The organism is Rossellomorea sp. GAMAL-10_SWC, from assembly GCF_049568075.1.
Taxonomy (GTDB): Bacteria; Bacillota; Bacilli; order Bacillales; family Bacillaceae_G; genus Gottfriedia.
The window spans coordinates 2,255,093-2,267,544 of record NZ_CP144911.1 but is presented as its reverse complement, the minus strand read 5'-3'; the positions used below and the strand labels follow the sequence as shown (position 1 = coordinate 2,267,544).

The window sequence follows — 12,452 nt, the reverse complement described above, 5'->3', positions numbered from 1 at the left end:
AAGTAATTTGTAAAACATAATTTGATTTGATTGCTTGAGAGACTTATCAATTTTTCATTTGATAGTATTTTAATACTAACTATTTTATTTAACTTCTTTTATTCAATACAATCTCTCCGAACATGGCCAATTGATCATTATTTAAATTATCTCGATCTATATTTGGTAGAACAACTGATATCAGAAAATTAACTTCGCTGTTTAACCGATTGATTTCTTCTAATAAATGAATTTGTATTCCTTTCATCTCGTTGATTACCTCAAGATACAAATCTTCTTTATTACCATTCAATTCATTATTTTTATTGCTCATATCAAACACCTCCAAAGAAAATTATTCGTTGCAAATGCTTCAATATCCTTTATGTATTCATAAAAATTAATTTTTATAATCGACTAGATTAATTGAATGTTTTTGAGGGGTTTACATTGCAATAAAATAAAAAAACTCAGCCAATAATTTTATATTTTGGCATGAGTAGAATTATTTATTAAATACAACTAATTCATTCCCCAATATTATCTTCAAACCACTCTTGTAGCTCTTTTAATGATGTAAAGGAGAAAATTTCTTCTCCGTTTTGACCGTTATCAATACCGGTGTTTCCTCTTAAAGTAATTTGTCCTTCTTCTCCAGAAATTAAGATTGCATAGGGGTGGTTTATGTTTATATACCTTGCATCTAAATCATTATCAATCCAATTCTTACTATTCAAAAATGCTTCGAAATAATCCATTTGTATTCCTCCTATGGTGATATTGTTCCAACTTTTAACAAAAAATAGACCTTAAAAAGTTTGTGGAAGAAATTGGATTAACTGCAGCATCGAAGAACCGTATGTTAATCCTTCTATTTAAAGATAGTTTTTTAAAATTAAAATAAAAAAAATAGTTGAATGTATAGGACAAACTTGGTTCCGGGAAGTCTTAAAAGTAAGGAGGCGGTTTTTATTTTTACTTTCGAAGTTTTATCATTAATGATTAGCTTTGGTATGTTTGTGATCGCCATTTTAGAGTTTAAAGATAAGGATAAAAATAAAAATTCTTGAACACGCCAAATAAGGCGTGTTTTTTTTACTAAAGATATTATCTACCAATTATAATTTAGGGATTTCACTTAAGTATAGTAACTATTGTACAATTAGAATAAGTGAAAAAAATCAAGAAGGTGAAAAAAGATGTATGATATTACAATTATCGGTTCAGGTGTAAGTAGCATTTTTTTAGCATATACATTATTACAATCAAATCAAAAAGTATTAATTCTTGAAAAAGGAAAGTCTTTAGAGGAAAGGGCCTGTGCTATAGACAAAGGGGGAATATGCAATTGCGATGTTTGTGGTAAATATTATGGCTTTGCAGGACTTGGTAAATCAGAAGGCAAATTTAACTATTCATGTGATTTTGGAGGAGAATTAGCTCAAAAGGTAGGCAGAGAAAATCTTGAGCAATTAATGAAAGAGGTTGACGATCTATTATGCCTTTTTGGGGGAGGTTCTGTACAAAAATATTCGACTGTAAATGCAAATTTGGCTAAAAAAGCCGAGGATTGCAATTTACATATGTTAACCACTGAAGTTAGACATCTCGGTACGCGTCTTTCAACAGAAATATTCGAACGACTATATCACGAATTATCTAGTAGGATTGCTATTCGCTTTGAAGTTGATGTTCTAGATATTAAAAAGGAGAACAATCAATTCTATTTGGATACTAACTTAGAAAAATTCGAATCTAAAAATGTAGTATTTGCAACAGGCAGATCCGGAACAGAATGGTTAAATGAACAGTGTGCTTCCCTTGGAGTTAAACAAGGTAGAACTCGTTTAGATTTAGGGATTAGAGTTGAAATGAAAGAACAGCAGCTACGTTCAATTTTACAAGATACATTCGAAACGAAACTCGCTTTTGAATATGATGAATTGATTTCAACTACATATTGTATGAATCCAAAAGGTAGAATCGTTCGAAAGTTTCAAGAAGGATTAGTTATGCCTGATGGACAAAATTTTAAGGAAAAAGAATCAGGAACAACTAATTTAAATTTTACGTTATTCACACCTAAATATTTTCAGTCACTGAATGAAGCAAATCTTTACGCTAAGCAAATTATAGGGAAAATAAATAATGGTTTAGACCGTATCGTCGTTCAACGATTCGGTGATTTACTAAATGGTGAGCCTACAACTAATGTCAAAATGGAAAAAAACAGTATAAAGCCGACATTAGATGCCGATTGCGGTGACCTTAAAAATGAAGTTCCTAATTTATATTTGAATATTTTACAAGGATTTTTGAATCAATTGGAAGAATTTATTGGAGAGACAATTGATGAGGATACACTTCTTTACGGAATGGATGGAAAGTTTTATTCACCGATTATAGAAACCAATTCAAACTTTCAAACGAGTATAGAAGGATTATTTGTAATTGGAGATTGCTCCGGAGTTACCCACTCGTTATCCCAAGCAGCGGCTAGTGGGATTTATTTAGGTAAGTTTTTGGCAAATAAGGATCAATATTTAACTTGTTTTAACTAGATTTCAAAATTCACATTGTGGGTGATTAGATGAAAAATAGAATTCATTTATATTTAATTAGACATGGTGAAACTTATTTAAATCGTTATAAAAGAATGCAAGGGTGGGCCGACAGTCCATTAACAGAAGAAGGAAAACTAGTAGCCATTGAATGTGGAAATAGATTATCAGATATCCAGTTTGACCGTGTATATACTAGTGATTCTGGTAGAACTGTTGAAACGGCAGAACTAATTTTACAGCAAAACAGTTACGAAATTCCTGTAATTAGAAAAACAAAAGCCTTCCGAGAATCCTTTTTTGGTAGTTTTGAAGGAGAATTCTCAGCAGTTGCCTTAGGTAAAGTTGCACATGATCACGGTTATTCTTCCTTTAGAGAACTATTAAGAAATCGATCCCTAGAAGATATTACAAATTTTATAAAAGAATCTGATCCATACCATCATGCAGAGAGTTATTCCGAGCTATGGGAGCGAATTGAAAAAGGGCTAAATGAACTAATTATCGAAAATAATAAAAACGATGAGAATGTATTAATTGTCACTCATGGCAATACGATTCGTAATATAGTAAAAAAGTTTTCAGAGGAATTTAATATTGAACTAGAAATAAAAAACGCTAGTATCACAATCTTGGAATACTCATCTGATACTTATAAGGTGATTTCTTTTAATCAATGAAAGTGCAAAAATCAGAATGATAAAAAATAAACAAAAAAGAGAAGGATAACAACCTTCTCTTTTTTGTGAAGTTCAATATATCATTTATTTTTCAACTTTTTATTACCATTACTATTTTTACTATTTATTACTGGGGCAGGAGCTTTAAAAAATTGCTTAATTGTTTGTCTGTTCTTAGAAAAGTTTAATTTTAGTACTGCCCCTGAATGTTCAACAGTTTCGTTTGTAAAGCCAGCATCAACAGGAATACTCAAGCGATCAATTTTTTCAATTGGTTGAGAAAAGGCAATGGAAGCAAGCGAAAGTATTTCATCTAATTTTAAGTCAGTTGAAACATATTTTGTTGTTTCGTCTAATAAAAGAGGTACTCTAGCGATTCCACCAAAAGTATTTAACTTTTCTTTAACGGCACTTACGACTTTTAACAATACTTCTTGCTGTCGTTGAACTCTTCCAAAATCATTATCATGATCATGTCTAAAACGTACGTATTTTAAGAGCTGCTCACCATGTAGTCGATTTTTTCCAGGTTTCATTTTTAAGTTCATATCATTAATGATTGATTGACTAACATTAACTGTTATACCTTCTGGAACAAGTGTATCGACAATCCCGACAAAACCTTTAAAATCGATTATAACCGTATGGTCAATTGGAATCCCGAAATTATTATAAATTGTTTCTTTTAGTAGTTTCTCTCCACCTAAATAAAAGGCCTGATTAATTTTTCCGTAACCATACTTATATCCTTTAATTTTAACAAATGAATCCCTTAATATTGAGGCAACTTTTAAAGTTCGGTCTTCAACATTATATTGAACTACTGCAATACTATCTGAACGTGAGTTTTTTTCGCCCCGAGAATCAACTCCAATAACAAGGAAAAATAATGAGTTTTTTAAAAGTTTATTTTTAAAGCTCATTTTTTGCTCACTTAGTGGATTTGATTGGCTTTGGCCATGATCTGTTGGTTTAATTTGACAACTGGTCAAAAAGAAAACAAGAAAAGAAAGAAGGCATATGCGCAAGAACTTTGACATGAATCTATTACTCCTTCTATATGTTTTTGGTCTATTTATGTATTTTAGTTTATATTTCCCCTCTAATATTTTGAAAATACATAACAAAAAAAGAAAATAGAGATATACCGTATTTTTCCATAAATAGAAATAATTGTTCATTGTTAAGTAATAATACATAGTATAAAATTTAATTTGTTAAATTCTTCACAAATAAAAACGAATAAATTAGGTAAATAGATTATTTTTTTTATCACTTTATGTGAATTATTTCACAAAATATAGAGAGTTTGAAATAAATATTAATTATTAAATAAGGCAATATTAATGATAATAAAATTTGTGAAGTTATTTAATAAAATAATTAGGTTGGACACTAGATTTTATAGGTTAAATCTAAGAACCTAAACAAGGGAGAAAACCAAATGTTAGTAGATAGTTTTAATCCATTTGATAATCTTGCAATTTCAGCACTAGTAGCGGCTGTACCGATTCTATTATTTCTTATATGCTTAACAGTGTTAAAAATGAAAGGTATATATGCAGCGTTATTAAACCTTGGAATTACGTTTATAATCGTACAAACAATCTTTAAATTACCAATTGGTGAATCAATTGGAAGTGTTACCCAAGGAACCATTCAAGGATTATGGCCAATTGGTTATATCATTGTAATGGCTGTGTGGTTATACAAAATAACAGTTGAATCTGGGAAGTTTGATATTTTACGTAGCAGTATAGTTGGTATTTCGAGCGATCAACGGATTCAGTTTTTATTGATTGGATTTTGTTTTAATGCATTTCTTGAAGGGGCAGCAGGTTTTGGAGTACCGATTGCAATTTGTGCGGTATTATTAGTTTCAGTTGGTTTTAAACCGTTACAAGCAGCTATGCTATGTTTAATTGCGAATGGTGCATCTGGTGCATTTGGAGCAATTGGAATACCAGTGGGAATTATTGATACATTTGGATTACATGGTGTAACTTCAATGAAAGTTTCAATTATGACTGCACTAACATTACCGATTATTAATTTTACGATTCCATTTCTGTTAATTTGGTTGATCGATGGATTTAAAGGAATTAAAGAAATTTTACCGGCAATTTTAGTAACGTCTATTACTTATACAGTTTCTCAAGCTATTATGACAATCTTTTTAGGACCAGAGTTAGCAGATATTATTCCTTCATTATTAACAATGGGTGTTTTAGCATTATTTCTTAAAAAATGGCAACCTAAAAATATTTTCTTACTAAATGGAAAAGAGTTTAAAACTGAATCATATTCAATGGGTGATGTGATTAAAGCATGGTCACCTTTTTATTTACTAACAATTTTCGTATTAATTTGGAGCTTAAAATCATTTAAAGGTTTATTCGCTGATGGAGGAGCACTAGCTGCTACGGTAATAAAATTCGTTGTTCCAGGTTCTACAATAAATGTCACCATTGATCTAATCGGAGCAACAGGTACTGCAATATTATTAGCAGGATTAGTTACTATTTTCTCTTCTAAATCAATAAATGTAAGGAAAGGCTTAGCTCTACTTAAAAAAACAATCACAGAATTTTGGATACCGATTATCATGATTTGTGCAATTATTAGTATCGCGAAATTGATGACATATGGAGGATTAACAAGTGCTTTAAGTCAAGCTGTTGCACACACTGGAGATGCATTTCCATTCTTATCTCCAATATTAGGATGGATTGGTGTATTTATGACTGGTTCTGTTGTAAATAACAATACTTTATTCGCTCCAATTCAAGTTTCAGCAGGTAATATTTTAGGTACAAATCCTTCGTTATTAGTATCAGCAAATACTGCAGGTGGGGTAATTGCAAAACTAGTTTCACCTCAATCAATTGCAATCGCAACAGCTGCAGTAGGTGAAACAGGTAATGAATCAAATTTAACTAAGATGACTTTAAAATATAGTTTTGGATTACTGGCATTTGTTTGTATTTGGACATATATATTATCATTTATTTATTAAGTTTTAGAGTCTTGAGAGAATTTTTCTCAAGACTTTTTTTATTTCTTTAAGTTGATTTTTAAAAAATGATTACTTATTCATATACCTATAAGTTTAGCTCTATAAGGTTAAGTTTAGATCCAAAAATCTATTTAATTTCACTAGAAATATGGTCAAATGCCTATGTAACAAGGATTGTAAACCTTACATATACTTTATTGTGATTTCTAAAAGTTAAGTGAAGGAGGCAATCTAAATGAAGGGTTATTCACCTTACTACGGCGGAGGCCATGGTTGTGGCTGGGGATGCGGCGGAGGATTTGCGTTAATCGTTGTATTGTTTATTTTATTAATTATCATCGGTGCGTCTTTTGTAACTTGCTAAAAACTATTGAGCGTCAGCCACAGATACCGACTAACGATTAGTTAGTCGGTTTATTTCATTTTATACAGAATTCATACTGTTTTTTAAGCTTTTCACTTTTCACCAACTTTTTATTAAGTGCATATAAAGAAGTAGGTATATAACTAGAAACTTTTACTTAATTTAGTTAATTTAAATTGTCCTATTAAACAAGGAGGACCATAAATGAAAAATCAGCTTTATAAACCTCAAAGGCATTGGAAAGATATTCCTCTATGGAAAGATGTTACGGATGAACAATGGAACGATTGGTTATGGCAATTAACGAATACAGTCAGAACATTGGATGACTTGAAACAAGTGATTGATTTAACGAAAGATGAAGAAGAAGGGGTAAGAATATCAACGAAAACAATTCCATTAAATATTACGCCATATTATGCTTCTTTAATGAATCCAACTGATTCACGCTGTCCCATTAGAATGCAATCTGTACCAATTAGTAAAGAATTAAATAAAACAAAATATGATTCGGAAGATCCACTAGGAGAGGATGATGATAGTCCAGTTCCTGGATTAACTCATCGATATCCCGATCGAGTGCTTTTTTTAGTTACAAATCAATGTTCAATGTATTGTCGCTACTGTACAAGACGTCGATTTTCAGGCCAAATTGGTATGGGAGTTCCAAAAAAACAATTAGATGAAGCAATTGCCTATATACGTGAAAATGAAGAAGTAAGAGACGTACTGATTTCAGGTGGAGACGGATTATTAATTAATGATAATATTTTGGAATATATTTTAAAAAATTTAAGAGCAATTGATCATGTCGAAATTATTAGAATTGGCACAAGAGCACCCGTAGTATTCCCACAAAGAATTACTGAAAACTTATGTGAAATATTAAAAAAATACCATCCTGTATGGTTAAACACACACTTCAATACGAGCATTGAAGTTACTGAAGAAGCAAAAAAAGCGTGTGAAATGCTTGCAAATGCTGGTGTTCCAGTTGGGAACCAATCAGTTATTTTAACAGGGATTAATGACAGCGTACCAATTATGAAAAAGTTAATGCATGACTTAGTAAAAATAAGAGTCAGACCATATTATATTTATCAGTGTGATTTATCAGAAGGAATTGGTCATTTTAGAGCACCAGTTGCAAAAGGGTTGGAGATTATTGAAGGGTTACGTGGTCATACTTCTGGTTATGCAGTACCTACTGCATTTTTATAATGCAGTACTTTTCATTTCATTGTATGATTAATTTTATACAAAATTTTGTACGGTTTTAACCTTTTGCACAGTAATAATAATTAAGGGGGGGGTTACTTTGAATACCTTAGAAAAAAATAACATAGCTAGCAGCATCCACAACGTTGCTATTTACTTAAGAATATCTCAAGAGAAGAAAGGCGAAAACGCAGACACATTACTTAACCATAGATCCATGTTAATGGAATATGCTAAGGAATGTGGTTGGGCATACGAACTGTACCAAGAAGTCTTAAGCGGTGGTAAATCAGAGTTAAGCGATCGTCCGCAACTACAAAGCATGTTAAACGATATTGAACTATATGACGGGATATTGGTAGTTGAGTTGAGTCGTTTAAGCCGTAACGGACTGATCAGTGAAAAAGTGTTGCAGACATGTGTAGATTATAATAAGCCAATCATTACAAGAGAACGAATTTACGACTTGGCGAATAGTCAATCTGACGTATTAATGTACCGTTTTGGAAGTTTAATTGCTTCACAAGAACACTCCTTAATAGGTGCTCGTAGTAAAAATAATAAATTATCAATGGTTAAACAAGGTATGCATGTTAGTGGTACTGTACCTTATGGATACAAACGTAATAAGGATACTAAACGGTTAGAAATAGATGAGAAAAGTGCAGATATTATCCGTTACATATATAAGCTGCAAAATGAAGGCTTAGGAAGTTATCGTATACGAGATATACTCAATGCAGAAGGATATAAAAGTGCAACAGGTAAAGCGTTTAACTTACCAAGTATTAGACGTATCATTCGTAATCCAGCTTATAAGGGGATGGTAGTGTTTAATGATCGTAAGCGAGTTAAGCAGAATGGTAAGTATGTGTATATTAACCTTAATACGATAGAGGTAGAAAATGCACACCCCCCAATTGTTAGCGTAGCGGATTGGGAAATGGCTAACGGTATTCGAGATGCTAGAGCAGAAACGGCAAAGATTATAAGAGAACGACCTAGTTCTGTAACAGGGGTAAGCATTTTAAAAGATTTATGTTATTGCCATAACTGTGGAAGAAAGCTAGTGATTTGTAAAAATAATAGAAATGAAAGTTATTACATTAAAGGGTGCGAGTACTTAATGGAAGATGGTACTAAATGCCCCAATATGGGTATTAACGTTATTTACGTTGAAGAGTTAGTCATGGAGGAAGTGGGTAAGTTAAGGGGTGAAGTAGAACTGGAAATTGAACTACTACTTAATGGTGATACAACTGATTTAACAACCAATTTGGAAGAACAGTTAATTCATATAAATGGGAAAATAGAAGAGCAAACAAAACAATTTAACAAGTTAATTGAATTAGCAATTAGCGGTATATTTACAGTAAATGAAATAGCAAGTAAGAAGGAAGAAATAACGGATACTATTGAATCAATAAAAGCAGAGCGAGAAGAAGTAACCATGAAGCTAGCAAATACTAATACGGCAACAGTAACAGATAAGCTATCTAATGTTTTAACTGTGTTAGATGATATAGAAAATGGTAATGCAGATCCTATGGAGATAAATACACACTTAAAACGGTTTATACGTAAGATATATTATAATCGTATGCTAGATTCAGAGTTGAAAAACTTATCTCCAAATAACACTATACGTCGGAACGCACCGTTTACGATTGAATTAGAATACCTTTGATAACATTTGTTAACATAGGTATTTTTTTGTTGTGTTTTAGATGGTTTTATTATTCTTTGTAGATAAAGAATAAAATAATAGCAATTGAAATATCAGTTATTAGTGTCCAAAACTATATAATAATTCCTTAAACCTACTAAATTTCTAACTATATGATTAGACAAGTAAAACACAACCATAACAAAAATAAAATATATAAAAAATTGATAAATTTGCTTGTTCTTATTCAACATAATGGCAGGATAGTTGAATAAGGTTTGGTAATTTTTAGAAACCAAATGCAAGAGAAATATATGGTAATATTATTATAAAATTAAGAGAATTTTTTGGAGAGAATAATTTGAAGACTATCATGAGCCGATTAAAGAACAGATCATTTGAAGACAGAATTAAACAAATAGTAATTATCCAAACTATTTTGATGATTCCAATGATGATGTATGTGGTTTATTCTTTTACGTCGGATAACACTAATCATATATACGAAGGACTGTTTCATATTTCATTAGCAGCTATTCTTTTTTCAAATGCGATTGAGGAGAAAATTTTAAAAAAGAAAGAGTCTAATGATCTTAATCTTTGGTTGATAGGTGCAATTATGTTTTTTATCATTGGAATAATGGATTTATTTTTTGATATTTAGGTTGTTCTAATGCAACTAATGCAAACGATATTTGAAGATTACGAATTGGAGTAAATGAGAAGAACGAGGTTTAATAAAATTATGTATCAATTTGGAAAAGAGAAAAAAGCAAACGAAAAATTATATAAGTTATATTTAATTTTATTTATTATTTCAGCATTAATTAATATAATTCTAATTTTTTCAGATGGTAATATGTTCAGAGGAATAACGAGTCTTATATTCTATTTCTTTGTCATATATTTCGGTTTACAAGAGAAGGTATGGTCCGTAATTATTATAAAAGTTATGGTTTGGATACACTTTGTTATTTTGTTATTTATGATTCTAACCAGTATTTTCTTATTGAACTAACGCATGCAATAGTTGAACAACATGATCGGCTTCATAGTCGATTTTTTTATGGAACTAAATGGCAGGATAGTTGAACAAGGAAAAACAATATAAAATATAGAATTTAATAATTGGAACTAAAAAACTTAGAGGTGAGAACTAGTGAACATAAAATTAGACAAAGCAAAAGACGCAGATTCACAAGTAATTTTTGATATGCAAGTGAAAGCCTTTATGCCATTGTTAGAGAAATATAAAGATGCCGACACAAATCCAGCAAACGAACCGATTGATAATGTAATTAAGAGAATTAATTATTCTTCTGGTGGATTTTATAAAATTTTGCATGATGATGTTCTTGTAGGGGCAATTTGTATTTATTGGAAAGAGGAAACACAGTTTTGGATTAGTCCAATATTCATTTTGCCAGAATACCAAGGGATGGGAATTGCTCAAAAAGCTATCCAGTTAGCTGAGAAACAATTTTCACAAGCAACTACTTGGGAATTAAGAACAATCTTAGAAGAAAAAGGTAACTGTCATTTATATGAAAAGATGGGTTATAGGCTGACAGGCGAAACAAAACGTTTAAATGAAAATATGACGCTTGTAGGTTATAAAAAAATATGTTAATGCTTCTTCAACTATTGCATGCAATAGTTGAAGATCACGAGCTGCTTATATGCGGCTTTTTTTCATTCAACAAAATGGCAGTTTAGTTCAATATGATATGGTAATTATTTCAAACAAAAAGTAAGAAGTTAGTATGATAAAATTCAACTATTATAACATTTAGGGAGAAAAATTGTGATTTTTGATATTTTATTTTTTATAATTTTTATAATTGGAACATTTTATTGTTATAGAAAGTTTATATTAAATGGCTCGTGGTTACAGTTTTTTATTGGAGGAAATTCTTTTGTTGCGGGTTTTAGAATTATAAAAGACTATATTCCCCATGAAAAGTATTGGGTTTACCATACCGCAAGAATAACAATAGGACTATCTCTAATTGCTTTAGCTAGTTTTTTAAGAAAAAAATATGAAAAAAACATTGATACGATATAGTTCAAATAGTTATGCGTATTCCCTATTTATTCGAAAAAAGAAATAGGCTGGAAGAATATAAAAAGGGAGTAAAATTAATGAAAAAAATTATTGGTTATATAATTCCTTTTTTGATTGTTGTATTAATAAGTGAGTATCTAGAATCAAAAGATTTTATTTCAAAGCCTTCTGGTGATTATAGTTGGGTAATGATAATCATTATAGGTTTATTAACTATATTAATTGTTTTTAGGGTTTTAAAAAATAAAAGCAAATGGTTTATTTAAATGCTAATTCAACTAACGCATGCGATAGTTGGATAAGTAGCAAAAGGACTTTCCATGAGAAAGTCCCCTTTTATTGCCTATATACATTCTTATGTAAATAAAAATTAATAACTAATACTATTTTTTTATTTCCTTATGCTCATATTTTAATAACTTCGTTTTTGTAAGACCTTTAGGAAGTTTAGTCATGTTTACCCTTGATGGTTCAACAGCTAAATATAATGTATCTAGACCAAGGATGGTTTCATCTTTTTCCACTGGACGTATTGTAATTTTTAATACATAACTAAATTTTTCTTCTAAACCTTTTACATTTCTTACTGATTGTATGGAAACATACTTTTCATCTTCTGGGGTCACGTAACCTCGAACTTTTTCATTTTTGTTTTTATAATAACTTTTGATACTGTTCATTATTTCTTTACGATAAAGATCTAGTACAAAGGTTTCGTAAAATCGATTATTTACTTTGTCTAACGATGAAAATTTCATTGATGAAACATCTATTAATTCATTATTACTTGCATTGGTTACACCAAAAAAGGCTGATATACCGATGAAAATTGATATAATTGAGACTATAAATGTTTTTTTCATTCCTACACCTCCATTAATAACATATGTGTACAAGGAGTTT

General features: G+C 30.5%; 14 protein-coding genes and 1 pseudogene. 11 read left to right on the top strand and 4 right to left on the bottom strand.

Annotated features, from left to right (window positions below; translation table 11 throughout):
• Window positions 1–88: 88 nt before the first annotated feature.
• Window positions 89–313 (bottom strand): hypothetical protein, encoded by a 225-nt coding sequence (locus V5E38_RS11115; RefSeq protein WP_499213342.1) that lies wholly within the window; start codon window positions 311–313, stop codon window positions 89–91.
• A 193-nt stretch (window positions 314–506) separates the two neighbouring features.
• Window positions 507–737: a hypothetical protein gene (locus tag V5E38_RS11110; RefSeq protein WP_499213341.1), complete on the bottom strand. Its 231-nt coding sequence runs from the start codon at window positions 735–737 to the stop codon at window positions 507–509.
• 159 nt (window positions 738–896) lie between these two features.
• Between V5E38_RS11110 and V5E38_RS11105 the strand changes: the two genes are divergently transcribed.
• The 3 genes from V5E38_RS11105 (at window position 897) to V5E38_RS11095 (ending at window position 3,220) form a co-directional block, all read left to right on the top strand.
• Window positions 897–1,049 (top strand): putative holin-like toxin, encoded by a 153-nt coding sequence (locus tag V5E38_RS11105; RefSeq protein ID WP_353615942.1) that lies wholly within the window; start codon window positions 897–899, stop codon window positions 1,047–1,049.
• Window positions 1,050–1,178: 129 nt separating this feature from the next.
• Entirely contained in the window at window positions 1,179–2,540 is a 1,362-nt protein-coding gene (locus V5E38_RS11100) for an NAD(P)/FAD-dependent oxidoreductase (protein WP_499213340.1), read from the top strand.
• Between the two features lie 29 nt (window positions 2,541–2,569).
• Window positions 2,570–3,220 (top strand): histidine phosphatase family protein, encoded by a 651-nt coding sequence (locus V5E38_RS11095; RefSeq protein WP_499213339.1) that lies wholly within the window; start codon window positions 2,570–2,572, stop codon window positions 3,218–3,220.
• 80 nt (window positions 3,221–3,300) lie between these two features.
• Here the strand turns inward: V5E38_RS11095 and V5E38_RS11090 are convergent, their stop codons facing one another.
• The gene (locus V5E38_RS11090) at window positions 3,301–4,260 is read right to left on the bottom strand and encodes an LCP family protein (RefSeq protein ID WP_499213338.1); all 960 of its coding nucleotides are present in this window, start codon (window positions 4,258–4,260) and stop codon (window positions 3,301–3,303) included.
• A 404-nt stretch (window positions 4,261–4,664) separates the two neighbouring features.
• Between V5E38_RS11090 and V5E38_RS11085 the strand changes: the two genes are divergently transcribed.
• From V5E38_RS11085 to V5E38_RS11050, 8 genes and pseudogenes are all read left to right on the top strand, one after another.
• Window positions 4,665–6,236, top strand: a complete 1,572-nt coding sequence (locus V5E38_RS11085; RefSeq protein ID WP_499213337.1) for an L-lactate permease — start codon at window positions 4,665–4,667, stop codon at window positions 6,234–6,236.
• Window positions 6,237–6,471: 235 nt separating this feature from the next.
• Window positions 6,472–6,600, top strand: coding sequence for a YjcZ family sporulation protein (locus V5E38_RS11080; protein WP_499213336.1), 129 nt, complete (start codon window positions 6,472–6,474; stop codon window positions 6,598–6,600).
• 204 nt (window positions 6,601–6,804) lie between these two features.
• A pseudogene (locus V5E38_RS11075) lies at window positions 6,805–7,809 on the top strand (KamA family radical SAM protein); the annotation flags it as partial.
• Between the two features lie 109 nt (window positions 7,810–7,918).
• A complete protein-coding gene (locus V5E38_RS11070) occupies window positions 7,919–9,505 on the top strand; it encodes a recombinase family protein (protein WP_499213335.1) in 1,587 nt (528 codons plus the stop codon).
• A 340-nt stretch (window positions 9,506–9,845) separates the two neighbouring features.
• Window positions 9,846–10,148 carry a hypothetical protein gene (locus V5E38_RS11065; RefSeq protein ID WP_499213334.1) on the top strand — a complete coding sequence of 101 codons (303 nt, stop codon included), beginning with the start codon at window positions 9,846–9,848 and terminating at the stop codon, window positions 10,146–10,148.
• Between the two features lie 495 nt (window positions 10,149–10,643).
• Entirely contained in the window at window positions 10,644–11,114 is a 471-nt protein-coding gene (locus V5E38_RS11060; protein ID WP_499213333.1) for a GNAT family N-acetyltransferase, read from the top strand.
• A 174-nt stretch (window positions 11,115–11,288) separates the two neighbouring features.
• Window positions 11,289–11,549, top strand: coding sequence for a hypothetical protein (locus V5E38_RS11055; protein WP_499213332.1), 261 nt, complete (start codon window positions 11,289–11,291; stop codon window positions 11,547–11,549).
• A 77-nt stretch (window positions 11,550–11,626) separates the two neighbouring features.
• Window positions 11,627–11,815, top strand: coding sequence for a hypothetical protein (locus V5E38_RS11050; protein WP_499213331.1), 189 nt, complete (start codon window positions 11,627–11,629; stop codon window positions 11,813–11,815).
• A gap of 117 nt (window positions 11,816–11,932) precedes the next feature.
• Here the strand turns inward: V5E38_RS11050 and V5E38_RS11045 are convergent, their stop codons facing one another.
• Window positions 11,933–12,412, bottom strand: a complete 480-nt coding sequence (locus V5E38_RS11045) for a DUF3888 domain-containing protein (RefSeq protein WP_499213330.1) — start codon at window positions 12,410–12,412, stop codon at window positions 11,933–11,935.
• Between the last annotated feature and the right edge of the window lie 40 nt (window positions 12,413–12,452).